We start from the raw sequence: 18085 nt of genomic DNA, 5'->3' as shown, positions 1-18085 counted from the left end.
TGCTGTACTTCCGAGGTGCTGCCATGCTCTCCATCCTTCACAGGTTCGAGAGCCTCCGACGAACCCGGGGCGATTCATTCTGATGAAAGATGTCGATTGCCGCGATAGTCGACTGAACGGCAGCGATCGTCTCGACAGGATCGGCCGACTCGGCCCGGGCACTACCTGCGAGCGCCAGACACGGTAGCAACGCACTCTCGAGGTCCAATGTGAATGTAGTGGTGACGAGTTGAACGAACTCGTATCCCGGAAGCGGCGTGAGTTCACGCAGCAACGTGGTCCGTGTGTCAGGCGCTAGCACTAGCGAGCCCCTCTCGGACGTCAGCAAGGGTGCGTTGCACGTTTGCCCACCGATAGTTCAGGCGGCCAGCGCCCGAAGCACCGCGCCAATTCTTGATGAGTCGATCGTTGTTGAGCCGAGAAGACTCTCCTTTGTTCTTGCGTTCCCTCTCGGTGATCATGGTCCGAATCTCACTGCTGGATGCCACGTCGCGGGCATCTTGCGCGCGGACGCGGGCAATCCAATCGTCGACGAAGAGCTTGGTCGCAGGGCCGACAGGATTGCCGGCGCGCCCCCGCAGCACGTTGTCCCAGAAGTTGCCGAGGTCCCACCCCATCAGAGCCTCCCGATTGAGTTCGAGTTCGTCAGCCCAGTCGGCCAGCGCGTCTCGATACGACTCGACGTACGTCTCGTCACCAGCGGCGAGCTCGTCGTACCGCTCGGCGACAATCAGGTTGTAGACGAGAGCGGCCCCGTTGATGGTCAACGAGAACAGCCGTGCGTGTTCGACGACGTTCCTGATGTCGTCCGACGCCTGCACCAGCGCCGGATGCGTCCACGGAAGTGCGGCTTCCGTCGGATCATCGTCGAGACCGTCGGCAAACAGGTGCGCGAGATAGCTTCCTGGACAGGTCACCAAGATCCGCTCGCGGAACCATTGGGCCTCGTCTTCGGTCATGTCCAGCCCGCTCTCGAGGCTGGCAGGGAAGTCCGCGGTAGGACTCACGGGTACATCCCAGGTGTACTACTTGGGGTCACAAAGGATGCCGTAGCGCTGCAGCGCAGACCAGTAGATCTGCGACGGGAGCACGCGGACTGTTTTACCCGCCACCTTGCCGATCATTCCGTCGACGGCGGGCGGGGTACGCAAGACCTCGATGAGCTTGCGCTCTTCGAGACGCGCCTTCGACACCAGCTCGGTGCCAGTGGATTTCTTGGCAGCGCGTTGGAAGATCCACGGGATGATCGCGAAGTAGCGCGGCCGGGTGTGCAGTGTCGAGGTACCGGGGAACATCAGGTCGCCTAAACCATCGCGGACCTGGCCGATGCCCAAGTCGTCGAGCGTGCTCACGTCACTGAACAACCTCACGATCTCGCGCATGCGCCGCTCGTCGGTGGCCGACGCGTCCAGCCAGGAAATGCTCGACATTGCGCTCCTCCCTACAGCTTCTTGCCTAGATCGAAAAGCGCGTACTCGAGAACCTCTGGGCTACCGAGCTCGATCGCCGACTGCTCCGCGATGTGCAGATAGCGAAGATAGTCGTCCAATCCGACTAGACCTTTCGACGGCATCTCGGGGTCAAGCAATTTGTGTAAGCCACGACGGACGAAGGCGTCGAGGATCAGCGGTCTAGGCCGGTGGTTTGTCCCGTAGCCAGCGAAGTACAGGAGCTTGGTCCCGAACGCCATCCCGAACCCGTTTATCCGATGCGTACGTAAAAGAGCCTTCCAACCTTCTTCGGCTCCGCCGCCGCGCGTCGCGTTCACGATGGCCGCGAGCTTGGCCGCCGCATCAGGTTGAGAGAGCACCCTCGACACGCGCGTTGGCCCGTAACCGACCGTCCCGTAGCCCCACGCCATCGACAGCAAGAAGAGTTCCACGGGATCGCCTCCCGCCCGCTCACGGATGTAACCGCGCTTGATTCCCCCGTGCGTCTCTACATGTTCTGACAACTCGTCGAAGGCTCTCTCAGATCCTGCGAAACTGCGCCGCCAAGCGGCCGGCTTCCATGGCACAGTCTGCCCTTCTACGTCGGCGCTCGTGTACGCCATCACGGCTTCGGGCAGTCGCACCATCGTTGCCTCCTTGCACGGGTGAGTCATCACGTCAGTCGTCCAAACTGACGCGACCGTTACGTGCGGGAACCGCTCGGAGCGAGCCGGAATGGCCTCCTGTCCCCCGATCGAACGAACGAGGAAAGTTGTCCGACTCGTCCGATACATTAAATCCGACATCACGTGTACGTGCTTTCAGGAGGGACGCCATGACCGGGCCACACCAGCGCCAGTGCTTCTTGAACGCTAGCCATTCTGGATACGGACTTACCGGATGCGCCGCGGGGGGCCACCGAGCATTACGACCTCTGAACTCATACAAGTCGTCATGGACCGCCGCCGTGCGGGCGGCCTAGGAAGCTCGACGATTCTCTTGCACACGATCCCGTGCCACAAACATGACAATCTGGAGGTAGTCCTTGCCCGGAGAAATTAAGTACACGAAGACGACCGGAGACACGTTCGGTGCGACACTTCGATCCCCCCTCGGCTACAAGCTAGTTGTCACTGGCACTCTAGACGTGGTCGAGCCAGAGATTGACGGACACGAACCGATGTTGGGCAATCCCGCCTTAGTGCACAACACTTGGGCATATGCGAAACACAAGACTCTTGCCGATGCCGCTGAAGACGACAAGGAGAAGAAGAGTCACCTAGCGCAAGCCAAGACCCACGAACAGGCCGCGACCGGAATTGCCGAGCTTGCCGAATCCATCGGCCCAGTGGTTCGTCGCGCATGGTGTTCTGGTTGCCTTTCAATGTCTGATCACCGAAAAGTGGAGCGTGAAGGACTCGGGATCCCCATCTGCTTATGCACCGCGTGTGGATCTCCTACCCTCAAATGCGCGTCACCTACGTGCGATAAAATGGCAGTCCGAAAGCTCGGAGCGATCCGCGTGCCGCAGTTCTGCGCCGAACACCGACACGAAATACCGAGTTTTTCTCGAGCTAATGAGAAGGTGCAACGGCTCGAAGAATATGCGGAGCTTCTTGAATTCGAGGCTACAAATCTCTCCCGTGTATCGAGGATTACTCTGGCAAGCACTGCCGCCGCAGGTGCAGTAGCGACGGGTGGAATTCTAGCTGCGCCTGCCCTCGGCGGCATAGTTGGCAGTTTAGCGGGATATACCGGCGCGGCCGCATCCAGTTACGGATTGGCTTTCCTCGGCGGCGGAGCAGTTGCTGCTGGTGGTTTCGGAATGGCGGGTGGAACGTATGTAGTTGCGGCTATGGGAGCGGCTCTTGGAGGCGCTCTAGGAACAAGCGTAACCAACGCCTACGTCGGCGAAGACAAGTCCTTCCGGATCGAAAAGTTCATTGATGGACCTGGTACACCGGTCATCGTTGCTCGTGGCTTCTCGACGGAAAAGGATCGCAATTGGGCCGCAGCGATGGACGCAGTCGAAAACCGATATCCAGACTCCCCTATCTATCGACTACATTGGGGGAGCAGGGAGCTGAATGCCCTGGGCGTTCTCCTCATCAAGAACCTCGGCGTCAAACAGGTTATGGGAGTCGCAATGGGACTGGCAGCACGAGCTAGCAAAACGGCAAAGCTCGGCCCACTAGCGCCAGTTATCCTGACTTCAGACATTATGAAGAATCCTTGGCATACAGCGAAGGTTCGCGCCGACCGAACAGGTGTCGCCTTAGCTGGAATCCTTGCTCACACCGAGTTGGAAGATGTGATCTTAGTCGGTCACAGCCTCGGCGGCAGGGCGATGATCACTGCAGCTGAGACTCTCGCCACGAGCAAGGACGGTCCGTCGATCAAACAGGTTCATATTTTAGGCGCTGCCGAGGGACAGAAGAGTGACTGGCGTCTTCTCAACGAGTCCGTGTCGGACAAGGTGCATAACTACTATTCGACCAGGGACGGCGTGCTCAAATATCTGTACACGACGGCCCAAGGTGGAAGCACCGCTGTCGGATTGAAGGGTTTTCGAACCTCTTACCCAAATATTGCCGATCACGACGTAAGCGATGAAGTCGGTGGGCACTCGGAGTACTTCGCCAAAGTTCAGCTGCGATAGTTCCGATACTCGACTCGCGCGGTCGAATCGCTACGCTCGCCGTACGTCAGGAACGGTTTCGTCGGACAGCCCAGGCGATGCCTACTTCATACCTTCACTTATGGGAGCAAATGAAGGTAAGTTGGACCTATGCCGTCAGATACGCGACGCAACAGGTGGCTGGCGGTTCGGTACGAATCCGTCGACTGGTCGCCAACCGTGCCTGTCGATCTGCTGACCAGGGCGCAGCGTGAGCGTTACCGGGGACCGTACTCCGCAGCCGTCGTACCGACCATCGCCAAACGCTCCCCTTCGCTTCCCGACGATGTCGCCACACTGGCCTCTGAGGCCACCCTGACCCTGACCCGCTTCGACGCCGAGCTCGGACATGACATCGCTCCGTTTGCGTCGATTCTGCTGCGTTCGGAGTCGGCGGCATCGTCTCAGATAGAGAACCTCTCGTCTGGCGCCAAGCAGATCGCGCTTGCGGAGTTGGGCAGCCGCGACAAGCGCAACGCATCGGCCGTCGTCGCGAATGTCGCTGCAATGTCTGCAGCCGTTGACCTCGCGGATCACCTTGATTCTGCAGCCATTCTCTCTATGCATCGTGCCCTGATGGAATCCCAGGACCCGACGATTGCGGGACGCTGGCGCACGGATCAGGTCTGGATTGGCGGCAGCAGTCTCGGCCCGCATGACGCAGATTTCGTGGCGCCCGTCGCCGCGAAAGTACCCGGGCTGATCGATGATCTGATCAGTTTCACCCACCGCACCGACTTACCTCCGCTGATCGTCACGGCCATAGCGCACGCGCAGTTCGAGACCATCCATCCCTTTCCAGACGGCAATGGGCGAACCGGGCGCGCCCTACTGCAGTCGATGCTGCGGCACCATGGCGTCACCCGCAACGTCACGATCCCCGTATCTGCCGGATTGCTGTCGGACACTGCGGGCTACTTCTCATCGCTCGACGCCTACCGCAACGGAGATGTATCGCCGATCGTCGAAAGGATTTCCCACGCAGCGATTCTCGCAGTAGACAACGGCAGTCAGCTGGTCGCCGATCTACATCGGATCCGCGCAGGCTGGGACTCCCGTCTTCGCGCACGACGCGGCTCCGCGGCGCAGCACCTCCTCGACGTTCTGCCGCGTCGTCCCGTCATCGACAACAAAGAGGTCGCCGCACAACTCGGAATCTCCGCTGACAACGCAGGTCGCGCTATTAGACCGCTAGTCGACGCCGAAATACTCCAGGAGTTCACTGGCTTCAACAGAAACCGAATGTGGCAGGCCGTCGAGGTGACCGCAGCACTCGACGCCTTCGCCGACAGGGCGGTCCGCCGTCGGCGATAGGCCGCCAACCTATCCCCCGGTTCAGTCAGCAAACCCGCGTCTCGAGAAAACGTCCCCCACCGCGCCACACGCCTGTCCGATTCTGCATAATCGACACGTGACCGGAGTCACTCCGCTGCCCTGAACCCAGGACCACCACACCGAGCCACGCGAACCACAGGAGCACCCATGCAGAGCACCATGCAAGACGCACCGCTGCAGATCGCGCAGATCCTGCGCCACGGCAGCACGGTCCACGGCGACGCCGAGGTCGTGACCTGGACCGGAGACGGCTCGCGGCGTCGTAGCTACGCCGATGTCGGACGACGTTGCGCACAGTTGGCACACGCACTGCGCGGGCTCGGCGTCGACGGTGACCAGCGCGTCGCGACGTTCATGTGGAACAACGCCGAGCACCTCGAGGCCTACCTCGCCGTGCCCGCGATGGGTGCGGTCCTGCACACCCTCAACATCCGACTCTTCCCCGAGCAGCTGATCCACGTGGCCAACCACGCCGAGGATCAGGTCATCATCGCCGACCCCTCACTGCTGCCGCTGCTCAACCCGCAACTGCCACAGCTGACCACCGTCAAGCACGTCATCGTGACGGGCGACTCCACCGACGGCGTCGACGCTCCCCACGGCGTGCAGGTGCACTCATACGAGGCGCTCATCGCCGAGCAGGCCGTCGACTTCGACTGGCCCGAGGTCGACGAGCGTTCTGCCGCCGCGATGTGTTACACCTCCGGCACCACCGGCGACCCGAAAGGTGTTGCCTACAGCCATCGTTCGATCTACCTGCACTCCATGCAGGTCTGCATGACGGATGGTCCTGCGCTCAAGCAGGGTGACCGCGCGCTCGCCGTCGTGCCGCAGTTCCACGCGATGTCGTGGGGTCTGCCGTATGCAGCGTTCATGATCGGAGCGTCGCTCATCATGCCCGACCGCTTCCTGCAGCCCGAACCGCTGGCCGCACTCATCGCTGCGGAGCAACCCACCACCGCGGCGGCTGTCCCGACCATCTGGCTCGGCCTGCACCAGTACCTCACGCAGCACCCGCAGGACATCTCCTCACTGCGCGACGTGCTCATCGGCGGATCGGCTGTACCGCCATCGTTGATGCACACCTTCGAGGATGAACACAACGTCGAGGTACTCCACGCCTGGGGCATGACCGAAACGTCGCCTCTCGGCTCCGTCGCCCGACCACCCGCGGGCACCGAAGGCGACGAGCGGTGGCACTACCGCTACACGCAGGGCCGGTTCCCGGCGTCGGTGGAAGCGCGACTCATCGGCGACAACGGCGAAACACTCCCCCACGACGGCAAGACCGTCGGCGAACTCGAGGTCCGCGGACCGTGGATCACCGGCGCCTACTACGGCGTCGACGCCGCCGACAAGTTCGACGACGGCTGGCTGCGCACCGGCGACGTCGGCTCGATCACCCCCGACGGCTACCTCACGCTGACCGACCGCACCAAGGACATCATCAAGTCCGGTGGCGAGTGGATCTCGTCGGTCGACCTCGAAAACGCCGTCATGGGCCATCCCGACGTACTCGAAGCCGCCGTCATCGGCGTACCCGACCCCAAGTGGGACGAGCGGCCCCTCGTCGCCGTCGTGCTGCGTGAGGATTCCGACGCGACACCAGAGACGTTGCGAGAGTTCTTGTCCGACAAGGTCGCAAAGTGGCAGCTCCCCGAGAACTGGACCATCATTCCCGAGGTTCCCAAGACCAGCGTCGGCAAGTTCGACAAGAAGCGCCTGCGCTCGACGTTCCACGACGGAGGACTCGACGTCACCCGGTTGTAGGTGACGCAAGTCCTCAGTCGCGGGGACGAGCTACGAGAAGAACTCGACCGAGCCCCAACCCCCACGATTCGGCTTCGACTTCGGAGCCTTCTTCTTCGGCTTGGGTTCGGGCTTGGCCTGGGGTTTCGGCTGAGCTTGGGGAGCGGGCTGCGCCTGCGGGGCGGGCTTCGGCGCTGATCGCGACCCGGTCTCACACGCGACACCGTCGCCATCGCGATCAAGTGCCGAGCGGTATCCGTCCTGGCCGCGGTAGATCGGCGCGACGCCCGCGTCACGTGCCGCCTGGCAATTCTTGTAGTACGCCACCGGCGTAGGCGCAGGAGCCGCCGACGCAACCGGGGCAAACCCGACCAACCCTGCGGCGACGCCTCCGGCAACCAGCCCGGCGATGGCCGAGTACTTCTTGTTCATCTCTCACCCAATCTCTCGATTATCGATCAGTGACAGTACTGGACGCCGACACCATCGTCGGCGGTCCCAGCGTCGGCCGAACAGACGAATCTTGCTGACGCACTGACCGATGTCGACTTCAGACGGGCAGTCCGACACTCAGTCCTCACCAAACGGAACCACGACGACCTTGCCCCGCAGCCGACCCGCCTCGGCCTCCTCGTGCACCTTGATCAACTCAGGTAGCGAAACCCGCTGCGCGATCTCAACTTTGAGATCCCCGGTGTCGACCAGGCCCACCAGTTCGGTGAGCACCGCGGCGCCGCGGCGTAGAAAGAAGGGCACGGACGCAGAGGAGTGACGCTGTGTCCCCCGATCGGACCAATCGATCCGGAATCGGACATGGCGTCGGTAGGCATGCGTACGTTTACCAGTATCTGACGTCGGGGGTCGTCACACACTATCCGTCGGAGGACTGATGAAGCACGTTCGCACACAGGGTCATCTCGCGCTCTGCGCACTTGTGGCCGCTGGAGTACTCGGCCTTACCGCATGCAGTGGTTCGAGCTCGGAACCAACAACGGCGACCACTACCACCACGACGGCAGAGGTGACCACGTCGCAACCCGCTGAGGTCACTGAAACAACAATGGCAACAACAACTCCGAAAGCTCCGGCGGCGGCACCGGCGACCACCGAACCCAAGGCAGCTGCCATGCCTAACGTCGTCTGCATGAACCTCCAGGAAGCACAGAACACCATCCAGGAAGCCGGCGTCTTCTACTCACGCAGCAAGGACGCGACGGGTCAGGGCCGCAGGCAGGTTGTCGACAGCAATTGGATCGTCGTCGCGCAGACTCCATCCGCGGGCGCGCCTGTCACAGAGGGAGAGGCCGTATTGTCCGCGGTCAAGATCGGTGAACCCAGCCCCTGCTGATCACACCGACTCACCCCGCACACCCCCGCCCGTCCACGGGAAGCGCGGTCTGCACGCCGTAGGCGATGCCCTGCGCGTACCTGGCGAGCCAACTCGATGGCAGGGGCGTCGACCCGCCCGCGCTGTCGAGTCCGAACTCGTTGTAGACCCAGGGCACGCGGTCGGACATCAGCGCGATCATCGGGATGTTGCCGGTCCATAGCGGTGCGCGACCACCAAAGTCATTGTTGGTCACCATGACTGGTAGTCCCTCGGCTCGGGTTCGAGCGTCTGCTATCGCCTGGCCGTAGCGCTGACTGGCAGCGGCAGTCGCCCCGCTGCGATATGTGATGCGCAGCGTCGTGCCATCGGCCGCGGTACCTTCGCGATACAGGCCGACGCGCTGCACGAACACCGCGTTGGCACCCGGGCTAGTATGGATACTGATCGCGACACGCGCGTGCGCCGCCACCGCACGGCCCACCCGCTGCCGATACGTGACACTCTCTGTCACAGAGGTTTTCAGCATGACAACGCGATACCCGCTCCGTTGCAAGCGTTCTCGTACCCGAGTCGCGACCGCGAATACGTCCGCATCCTCTGCGCCGTTGGGATAGTCGATCTGCGATGCGCCGGTCACCGGGTCGAAGCCGTCGATACGCACCGGGTTGTGTCCGGGGTCGAGCGCGACCACGACCTGAGGACACGTCGCCTTCGACGACGCCGCCGCGGTCGTCAACACCGCTGTCGTCAACGCCGCTGAGGAGCGGTCCGGAGCAGCACTCTGCGTCGCGCAACCACCGAGGCAGCACGCGAGAACCACGACCCCCACCCGCCTCAGAGCCCTCCGCGCTTGTTCTCGCATCATCCGATGATCGCAGACTGAACGCTGCATCGACCTCACCTCACTACACTCGACCCCGTGCCCACGGACCCCTTGACGCTCGGCCAGCAGCTGGTCGCGGTGCTCGAGGGTGGGCGGCGGACATCCACGTACAAGCTCGCCGTGATGGTCGCGCTCCTCGACCTCGCCGTCGAATCCGTCCCCGATGATCCCGCCGCGGAAGTCCCGATCGACCTCGACGAGCTGACCGACCGCGTCATGGCTCAGTACTGGACCCAACTACGCCCGCTCAGCGAGAAAGGCCATGTGGTCCTGCGGCAGTCGCGGGACGGACGTGGCGTGGTCTTCGCTGCACTTGCCGACCTACGCGAACAGTGCAGCACCCCGAGCCTGCGCGAAATGCCCATCGAGAGCGCGAAACTTGCTGCGCCTGCGGCCTATTCGAAAACGCACGAAGCGGTCAAGAAGAACCTCGTGCGCTACCCCCTCCACCTCCTCCAACAAGTCGGCACCGGCCCACACGAGTGTTTCCTCTACGACGACTCGTGGATGGGCACCGATTCGACGCGAGTCATGGCCGAGCACGGCAACCGACTCGTTCTCTTCGGCGGCGTGTGCCACACCCTCGCACGGCTGGCACCGCTGGTGAAACCGGCCTTCCAGCTCGCCTGGGTCGACGACGTGCGGCACATGAACCGCGACATCCTCGACGACGGCCCCGACATCGCCGACCACCTCTTCGGCACCGAACGCGTCTCGCTCACCCGCCCCGCGGGCATCCTCTCCGAACACTTCGGCAACGATTGCTTCTACTGCAACGCCCGACTCCGCACCGGCCGCCACGTCGACCACGTCCTTCCGTGGTCGCGAGTCCCGATCGACGGGCTCGCGAACCTCGTCCTTGCGTGCCAGCCGTGCAACACAAGCAAATCCGACGTCTTGCCGGCGCCGACGTACGTCAGCCGTGCACTCGACCGGGGGCAAGACGTCATCGACGCCCTCGCCGACGAGATCCGGTGGCCGAGTCAGTACAGCAGGGTGAAATCTGCGTCGCGCGGCCTGTACTCCACACAACCCGACACGACGCCGATCTGGCTGGGCGCCAGACACATTCAGCCACTCAAACGTGTTGACTTCGGGCGGTGGGACGTCGAACTGTAGCGGCGCCTGAACGCTACCCGAGCATCTCCCTGATGTCGTCGGAAGAGAGTGCGGTGCCGAACAATTCACCGTCGTCGATGGCTGCGTCGAACAGCGCGCGCTTGCGGTCCTGGAGTCCCACGACCCGCTCTTCGATCGTGTTCGCCGAGACCAGCCTGCAGACGGTGACCGGACGTTGCTGGCCGATCCGATGGGCACGGTCGACGGCCTGCGCCTCGGCTGCGGGATTCCACCACGGATCGCAGACGAAGCAGTAGTCGGCCTCGGTGAGGTTGAGGCCGAATCCGCCTGCCTTCAAACTGATCAGGAAGATCTGCGTTGCCCCACTGGTGAATTGGTCGACGGCCTGCGCTCGCGCATTCGCTGTCATCGACCCGTCGAGATAGCTGTACGCCAGCTCGGCGTCGTCGAGATGCGCCCGGATGATGTCGAGGAATCCGGTGAACTGACTGAACACCAGTGCGCTGTGTCCTTCGGCGACGAGCTCGGGCAACGCTTCCATCAGGTACTCGACCTTCGCCGATGCCACGCCACTATGTGTGCCGTCGACGAGACCCGCGTGTAGGCTCAGTTGCCTCAGCAGGCTCAGCGACCGGAAGACCTGGAACCGGTTCTTCTCCCAATCACCGAGCAGCCCAAGCACTTTCTGTCGTTCACGGGTCAGGCGGGTGTCGTAGATGCGGCGGTGGCGGGAGTTCAACTCGAGTGCGAGCACCTGCTCCTGCTTGGCCGGAAGGTCCAGTGCTACTTGCTCTTTCTTACGTCGCAACATGATTGGCTTGATCCGGCGTCGTAATGTTTCCATCCGCTCCGGATGTGCCCCGGATTCGATGGGCTTGCGGAAGTACTCGGTGAACGCGGTCGGCGAGGGGAACAGGCCAGGCGCGGTCACCGACAGCAGCGCCCACAACTCCATCAGGTTGTTCTCCATCGGAGTTCCGGTGATAGCAATCTTCGACGGCGCTTCCAGTCGCCGGGCGGCCTGGTGAGTCTTGCCGGTGTGGTTCTTGATGAACTGCGCCTCGTCGAAAATGATTCCGTCCCAGCGCAATGCGTCGAGATCGTCGAAGAGAAGGCGCATCAACGTGTACGACGTGACAACGATGTTGGCTCCGGCGGCAGCGTCGGACACTGCGATTCCTGACTTGGCAGGTGTGGCGACAACCGAGGAGACCGTCAAGGACGGTGCGAATCGCCCGGCCTCTGCCACCCAGTTGGGCACGACGCTCGTCGGCGCGACTACCAGGTAGCGGGCCTGCGGTGTCGACTTCACCACGCGCGTGATCATCGCCAAGGTCTGGATTGTCTTTCCCAGACCCATGTCGTCGGCGAGGATTCCGCCGATGTTGTTGTCAGACAAGAACGCTAGCCAGTTGAGTCCGTCGCGCTGATAATCGCGCAGCTTTGCCTTGAGCGTCCGCGGACAGGCCACCCGCTTCGGTGGTGTCAGCGCGGCGAGCTTGGCCATCTGCGCGCGCCACTGCGCGATCTGTTTGTCGACGACGCCGAGCTCTAGTAGTTCCTCCCACAGCGTCGCATTCATGCTGCGGGCGCTGACTTTTCCGTTCTCGATCTCGCCCAGTGCGCGGGCTTCGGCGATCAGCTCGGCGAGCCGACGCAGTTCCGGGACATCGAGTGAAAAGTAGCTGCCGTCGTCGAGGATCAGATGCGTGGCACCAGAGCTCAATTCGGAGATGAGACGCGACGTGGGGACCTGGTGGTCGCCGACCGTGACCGTGACGCCGAGGCCGAACCAATCGTTGCCGGTCGAATCGTCGGCGGTGAAGGAGATCGAGGGTTCGTCGTCGAGCTGTCGGAAGTCCACGGCGATGCGGTTGTCGATCACGATGCGTTCATCGCCGGCAAGGTCGGGCAGGACCGTCGCGACGAGCAGCGCGGCGTCGACCGACGTGATCGGTACGGCCGTGGCGAGTGCCATCGCCGGGAGCATCTCGACCTGTTGCCCTGCGAGACTTGCTTGTTCAAATGCGTGCTGGAGGTCGCGCACGGTGCTCGAACGCTGGGTGGCCGCTGCAGTCCACGCCTTGGAGAACCACGAGGCGATGCACTCGACGACCTCCTGCATCGGCTCGCGAAGCGACTCCCACAGCTCGGACTCGGCGGAAACGTCTCGATACGGCGTCGCACCGACATTCTCGGCGACGTCGAAGACATGACGACGGTCGTTGACCTGATAACCGACGCTCCAGCCGTACCGGTAGTTTCCACCGCTGTCGGTCAGGGTCAGCACGGCGAAGGGCCCCGATACGTCGGGCGGGGTGAGGACACCGTCGGCCACGCGCACGGCACGACGCTGCTCGATGCGCGGTACCACCTCGACAGCGAACTCGTCGAGGTCTTCGTGCGGGATGAGCACCGGTGAGTTGTGGGCGAGGAGGTCGACCTCCGCCTTGACCAGTGGCGGGTCGAACCCGGCGAGCGACAGCACACGGTCGCCGACTAGCCACACTCCACTGGGCACGTCCCGACCGATGTAGCCGCGCAATCGATCACCGATCAGTTCACCGTCGATGGCGAGTCCGCATCGGAGCGCGGCTCCGTCGGGGTTCGCCTCGATGTCGTACCGCAACGACGCCGTCGTGAGCTCTACCTCGACGGCACCGGGAACAGCGTCGACGACCATCTCGACGCCTGCGTCGCGGACACTACGTAACGCGTCCCATACAACATGGTTGGCTGCGGCCATACTGAGCCAATCCGACGACGTGGCATAGCTGTGGCCGGTGATCGCTTGGTGCAGTGCGCGGATGGCACCCGCGTGAGTCGCCTTCAACGACGACGTGTTGTACCCGCTGATGACTTCGCGCCACGTCGCACCGGTCTTGATCCACCGCCCCTGCCGCCCCATGAGCATGGGCCGCAGTTGCAAAGACGGTCCTAGTGAGTACTTGGTGGGAGTCGCCTGACGGAAACTCAACGCCAACGGGACACCTGCGGGCTGGACTGGCGTCGAAGTCTCTACTGTCACGCCGGCAAGGAGGTTTCGCCACGACGGAGGCTGTGGTGGAGGTACGGCCCTGAGGTGACGCTGCGCGCGATCGCGTGTCAAGCTGCCCTGCCCACCCGGGGATGACGCGGTGAGCAGTACCGCGACCGCATGCTTGCAGTCGATGCCGACCGGGCAGGTGCAGTTACCGTGGCTGAACGCTGCCATCGTCGGCGGGCGCTCGGTGAAATGAACCCGGACCGCGTAGTGGCGACCACCACTGCCCTGACACGTACCCGCGAGAACCCGATCACCCTCGACCCAGTTGTAGCTTCGCACCATGGACTGGCGGGAGTAAGCCTCGCCGCGGGACATGGTTCCCTGGTCGAAGCGCCGCCGCAGGTCTTCCGTGGTTACGTGGAACGCGGGTGTCACAGTGCGAGACTAGCGTGATGCTGACTTCGAGCCTGTCGGACTCACCTGCAACACTGCGATGAGTAGCCACGCCAGTCAGGCGAACCGAGAGAGTGGATGCAATGCCGCATACGATCCCCGAGTCGCCCCGCTTCGCTTCGAGTGCCGAGGAGTCGGTCTGGCGGCTGCTGAATGAACAACTCCTCGACACCGACCTCCTCGTCGCGAACCAGCGCGTCACCGATCACGACAAAGACCACGAGATCGATCTCGTGGTGGCCATCGAGGGCGCGGGAATCGCCTGCCTCGAAGTCAAGGGTGGCGAGGTATGGCACGACGGCGAGTCGTGGTGGCAGGCGCGAACCGGCCGACCTCCGAAAGAGATCACTCCCGTCAAGCAGGCGTTGGAAGGCTGCTACGCGCTGCGTGAGTTCGTCGAATCCGATCCGCGATGGACACAGGGGCGTCGACGCTGGGATCACCTCGTGGTCTTCCCCCACACCGAAATCCCCTCCGACTTCGCGCTGCCGGAGTGCCCACGATGGAAGATCATTGACCGCACGCAGCTCGACCAGATCATGCCCCTCGTCCGAAGAGTGTTGTTGCAGAAGGGAACCGACGTACCATTCCTCGACGCTGCGGGTATCGACCAACTCGAGACGACGCTCGGCGGGCGGGGTCTCCCGCAGCGCGACGTCGTCGCGCGAGCGATCGAGAACGAGGACGTCGCCGACGCGCTCACCGCGAATCAAGCGGTCATTCTGCGCGCTATCGACCAACTATCGCGTGTCGAGATCCGCGGTGGTGCGGGCAGCGGCAAGACCTTCCTCGCACTCGAGCAGGCACGTCGCCTCACGCGTGCGGGGCAACGCGTAGCACTGGTCTGCTACTCCCACGGGCTGGCGTCGTACCTCACGCGCATCACGTCGGCGTGGAACCGTAAGGACCGCCCGGCCTATGTCGGCGAGTTCCACGACCTCGGCATGCAGTGGGGCGCCCCCGCCGGGCCCGACGAGTCTGTTCGTACCGAAGCGGCGTCGCAATTCTGGGAACATGAACTGCCACAACAGATGCACGACCTCGCCGAGACCCTCCCACCCGGCAAGCGATTCGACGCGATCATCGTCGACGAGGCACAGGATTTCGCCGACGAGTGGTGGCCGCCGTTGCTGGCAAGTCTGCGCGATCAGGACACCGGTGGCATCTACGTATTCAGCGACGAGGCGCAGCGCGTCTTCGACCGACAGGGTTCACCACCGGTTCCGCTCGTGCCGATCGTGCTCGATCACAACCTGCGCAACACACGCCAGATCGCGAGCGCATTCAGTTCGCTTGTCGGACAACGTATGCAACTGAAGGGCGGCGAAGGCCCCGACATCCGATTCGTCGCGTGCACCGCAGAGGAAGCCCTCGAGGCCGCGGACGACCAGATCGACGTCCTGCTCGACGAAGGCTGGCGTGCCGAAGATATCGCACTACTCACCACGGGCAGTCGCCACCCGGAACAGATCGAGCGGCAAGCCGAGGGCAACGCGTCGTACTGGGCGACGTTCTGGGACGACGAGCAGGTCTTCTACGGACACGTACTCGGCTTCAAGGGGCTGGAGCGTCGAGTAATTGTCCTCGCGCTCAACGAGTCCCAGGTGAGGAGCCGGTCGACGGAACGGTTGTATGTCGGGCTGTCGCGTGCACGCGAGCAACTCGTGGTGTGCGGCGATCCCGACTTCGTGCGGACAGTCGGCGGACCCGAGGTTGCGCGACGACTGGGCATCGACTGACTCGCCCGAATTGTCAGACCCTACGCATACGGTGTCACCAACACTCCCCACAGACAGGACACCCACTGTGCGTTCCACCCTCGCGGCGATCATCGCCATCATCATGTGTGCTCTCTTTTCGATCGCCGTGGTACCCGCGGCAGCGAGCGCAGCACCGCCCTCGAACGCGCGTTACATCTCCGGTGACGGCTGGGGCGGCTACGTCCAGATCACGGATATCAACCTGCGCGGCAGCACCTTCAGCTTCACGGCGACTATCGAAAGCACCCGGGGCGCCATTCCGGTCAACCCCTTCTATTTTGTCGCGAAGGCGTCCGACGGAACAACCTACGACGATCCCGACTTCAGCACCACCGACCTTCACTCGGGGTATCTGTCAGCGGGTCAACGTGTCAAGGGCACAGTTGCGTTCACAGTCAACGGCCCTCGACCGACCGCAATCCAGTACGAAGGAGTTCTCGGGGAAACGCTGGCCACATGGACCTTCACCTGGCGCGAGGCACCAAAGTCGAAGAAGCCCGCACCGCTGTTCGGGTCTGCGTCCTAGTCGCTATCGACCCGAGCACGGAAGCTGACCCTGTAACCCGAACCGCGCTCCGCCCGATATGTCGCTAACAGCAACGCCGCTGACGATTGGAGCTGAAATGCCACTCACTCAAGAACAACTCGACGTCATCGCCGACCGAATCGCTGATCTGAATCCCCAGCAGCGCACCAGGCGATGGAGCAGCATCAGCCTCTGCATTCTCGACGCAGTGTGGAGTATCGGAGCACATTACGACAACGTGGTCACGCCCCTCGTCGTCAAGTTTGCCCGTTCGCAGGGCGTCTCCAGTGCCGTGGTTCCAGTCGACGAGCTACCCAAGGATGATCCGATACCAGCTTCGAGTCTCGCAAGATTCACCGACGACGCACTCTTGTCCCTGACTAATAGCCAGCTCACCTCGACTCGCGGAGGAGTGACAAAAGCACATGCCTCAATCGCCTACGCGCAAGTACTGGTTGATAGCGGCGTCGAATCGCTCTCGGACGCAATCGAGGCATTGGGGGATAAAGCACGTCTCGCGAGCATTGACGCCGAGCTAGCTCGCGTTCCGGGCGACGGACAGCATGGCATACGTCGCGGATATCTCTGGATGCTTGTTGGCGACGACAACCGAATCAAGCCGGACCGGATGATTCTTGGATGGTTTAGGAGCCTAGGAGTTCCGAGTGATCCTGCATCGGCAGAAGATTACATCCGAGCTGCCGCGCCAATTGTTTCTGCGCGACTGCAGCGTCCCGTCACGCCGTGGGAGATCGACCATGCGATCTGGAATTACGCTCGATCATCCTAGAACCATCTAGCCTAGGACGCGTGGCCGATACTGCAGCCGACCCGCGAAAGTGTCAACGCCGTGGGCTGGCTGAGCCGTCCAACACTCAGAGATCAACCGACGCGTTGGTGGCGACGTCGGGCTGTTCGCCTGACACGATCGCTTTGGCGTATTTGAGCAGCGCAACGGGTTTGGGGCTGTCCAGGGTCCAGTACTCGGCGGAGTCGGCGTGCACCTTCAACAGTGCGACGCCCGGGTCTTCGCGGCCCTTCTCGAACCAGGCCTCTGCGTGAGAGTTCCAGAGCTCGTCGATCAGCTTCTGTTCGTGGGTGACCGACGCTGTGCCGGCGATCGAGAGATAGTTGTCGTCGGCCTGCAGGCTCACATTGACGTGTGAGTCCTCGGCGACCTGGTCAGTTTTGGGCGAAGGGTCGACGGTGAAGAAGTACAGATCGCCGTCGAATTTTCTGTCCAGCACTGCTAGTGGACGGCTCAGCAATCGACCATCCGATTCGCTGGTCGTGACGAAGGCGACGCGACCCTTCGAGATCAGCTCGCCGATGTGCTCGAATTCGGTGTTGTCATCAGTCATGGTTTTCACGCTACGCGCAAGTGCTCTTCACGCCCACCGTCCCGCGTGACTGTGACGGCGGGCGGCACGCTCCCGCGTCGCGCTCGCATCTACCCTGAAGACCATGCGTTTCGTCATCTACGGTGCCGGGGCCATCGGCGGCGTCATCGGTGCTCACCTGGCACTTTCCGGAGCAGACACCACCTTGGTCGCGCGCGGCGAGCATCTGCGAGCAATGCGTAAGGGCGGACTCGTCCTCGACACCGCCGAGGGACACCAATCCATTTCGACCACGCTTGCGTCAAATGCGTCCGAAGTGGACTGGAGCGACGACTCCGTGACGCTCCTCGCCGTCAAGTCGCAGCAGACCGCCGCGGCCATCGCCGACCTTCGGGCGCATATGCCTCTCGACACTCCGGTGGTGTCGGCCCAGAACGGCGTCGCCAATGAACGTAAACTGGCTCTTCCGGAACGACGGTGCGTAGAACGGGTTCTCGTGACCACTAGATGTAGGTGATCAAGGTCGCGGGGTGATG

Annotated in this window: 15 protein-coding genes and 1 pseudogene; 9 read left to right on the top strand and 7 right to left on the bottom strand. The window is 62.7% G+C overall.

Going from position 1 to position 18085, the window contains the following annotated elements:
• Positions 1-287 precede the first annotated feature (287 nt).
• Together A5777_RS04365 and A5777_RS04360 are read right to left on the bottom strand one after the other, a co-directional pair.
• Positions 288-1430 (bottom strand): annotated as a pseudogene (locus A5777_RS04365) (DUF6361 family protein).
• Between the two features lie 11 nt (positions 1431-1441).
• Positions 1442-2077 (bottom strand): 8-oxoguanine DNA glycosylase OGG fold protein, encoded by a 636-nt coding sequence (locus A5777_RS04360; protein WP_156529282.1) that lies wholly within the window; start codon positions 2075-2077, stop codon positions 1442-1444.
• Positions 2078-2577: 500 nt separating this feature from the next.
• Here A5777_RS04360 and A5777_RS04355 point away from each other — a divergent pair, with 500 nt between their 5' ends.
• The 3 genes from A5777_RS04355 to A5777_RS04345 all read left to right on the top strand — a co-directional run bounded on the left by A5777_RS04355 (position 2578) and on the right by A5777_RS04345 (position 7212).
• Positions 2578-4089, top strand: coding sequence for a DUF726 domain-containing protein (locus A5777_RS04355; protein ID WP_231894936.1), 1512 nt, complete (start codon positions 2578-2580; stop codon positions 4087-4089).
• A 129-nt stretch (positions 4090-4218) separates the two neighbouring features.
• Entirely contained in the window at positions 4219-5421 is a 1203-nt protein-coding gene (locus A5777_RS04350; RefSeq protein ID WP_064861744.1) for a Fic family protein, read from the top strand.
• A 168-nt stretch (positions 5422-5589) separates the two neighbouring features.
• Positions 5590-7212: a long-chain fatty acid--CoA ligase gene (locus tag A5777_RS04345; protein WP_005207135.1), complete on the top strand. Its 1623-nt coding sequence runs from the start codon at positions 5590-5592 to the stop codon at positions 7210-7212.
• A 30-nt stretch (positions 7213-7242) separates the two neighbouring features.
• On the opposite strand, the gene A5777_RS24000 is transcribed toward A5777_RS04345, so the two are convergent.
• Both A5777_RS24000 and A5777_RS04335 read right to left on the bottom strand, forming a co-directional pair.
• On the bottom strand, positions 7243-7623 hold the full coding sequence (locus A5777_RS24000; RefSeq protein ID WP_082933543.1) for an excalibur calcium-binding domain-containing protein: 381 nt from the start codon (positions 7621-7623) through the stop codon (positions 7243-7245).
• 138 nt (positions 7624-7761) lie between these two features.
• Positions 7762-7947 carry a zinc-binding dehydrogenase gene (locus tag A5777_RS04335; protein ID WP_005207137.1) on the bottom strand — a complete coding sequence of 62 codons (186 nt, stop codon included), beginning with the start codon at positions 7945-7947 and terminating at the stop codon, positions 7762-7764.
• 304 nt (positions 7948-8251) lie between these two features.
• Here A5777_RS04335 and A5777_RS25240 point away from each other — a divergent pair, with 304 nt between their 5' ends.
• Entirely contained in the window at positions 8252-8539 is a 288-nt protein-coding gene (locus tag A5777_RS25240; protein ID WP_231894331.1) for a PASTA domain-containing protein, read from the top strand.
• Positions 8540-8549: 10 nt separating this feature from the next.
• On the opposite strand, the gene A5777_RS04325 is transcribed toward A5777_RS25240, so the two are convergent.
• Entirely contained in the window at positions 8550-9413 is an 864-nt protein-coding gene (locus A5777_RS04325) for an N-acetylmuramoyl-L-alanine amidase (protein WP_231894332.1), read from the bottom strand.
• A gap of 27 nt (positions 9414-9440) precedes the next feature.
• Between A5777_RS04325 and A5777_RS04320 the strand changes: the two genes are divergently transcribed.
• Entirely contained in the window at positions 9441-10523 is a 1083-nt protein-coding gene (locus A5777_RS04320; protein ID WP_039856129.1) for an HNH endonuclease, read from the top strand.
• A gap of 13 nt (positions 10524-10536) precedes the next feature.
• Here A5777_RS04320 and A5777_RS04315 read toward each other — a convergent pair whose 3' ends face one another.
• Positions 10537-13845 (bottom strand): DEAD/DEAH box helicase, encoded by a 3309-nt coding sequence (locus A5777_RS04315; protein WP_051993922.1) that lies wholly within the window; start codon positions 13843-13845, stop codon positions 10537-10539.
• A 161-nt stretch (positions 13846-14006) separates the two neighbouring features.
• On the opposite strand from A5777_RS04315, the gene A5777_RS04310 reads away from it, so the two are divergent.
• The 3 genes from A5777_RS04310 to A5777_RS04300 all read left to right on the top strand — a co-directional run bounded on the left by A5777_RS04310 (position 14007) and on the right by A5777_RS04300 (position 16999).
• Positions 14007-15662, top strand: coding sequence for a nuclease-related domain-containing DEAD/DEAH box helicase (locus A5777_RS04310; protein WP_005207143.1), 1656 nt, complete (start codon positions 14007-14009; stop codon positions 15660-15662).
• Positions 15663-15729: 67 nt separating this feature from the next.
• On the top strand, positions 15730-16209 hold the full coding sequence (locus A5777_RS04305) for a DUF1942 domain-containing protein (RefSeq protein WP_064861743.1): 480 nt from the start codon (positions 15730-15732) through the stop codon (positions 16207-16209).
• Between the two features lie 97 nt (positions 16210-16306).
• Positions 16307-16999: a hypothetical protein gene (locus tag A5777_RS04300; protein WP_064861742.1), complete on the top strand. Its 693-nt coding sequence runs from the start codon at positions 16307-16309 to the stop codon at positions 16997-16999.
• Between the two features lie 85 nt (positions 17000-17084).
• Here the strand turns inward: A5777_RS04300 and A5777_RS04295 are convergent, their stop codons facing one another.
• On the bottom strand, positions 17085-17570 hold the full coding sequence (locus A5777_RS04295; RefSeq protein WP_064861741.1) for a pyridoxamine 5'-phosphate oxidase family protein: 486 nt from the start codon (positions 17568-17570) through the stop codon (positions 17085-17087).
• 103 nt (positions 17571-17673) lie between these two features.
• Between A5777_RS04295 and A5777_RS04290 the strand changes: the two genes are divergently transcribed.
• Positions 17674-18066: a ketopantoate reductase family protein gene (locus A5777_RS04290; RefSeq protein ID WP_064861740.1), complete on the top strand. Its 393-nt coding sequence runs from the start codon at positions 17674-17676 to the stop codon at positions 18064-18066.
• The last annotated feature ends 19 nt before the right edge of the window (positions 18067-18085 follow it).

Source organism: Gordonia sp. 852002-10350_SCH5691597, from assembly GCF_001665715.1.
Lineage (GTDB): Bacteria > Actinomycetota > Actinomycetes > Mycobacteriales > Mycobacteriaceae > Gordonia > Gordonia sputi.
Note: the sequence above shows the minus strand (reverse complement) of the source record. Positions and strands in the feature narration are given on the sequence as shown.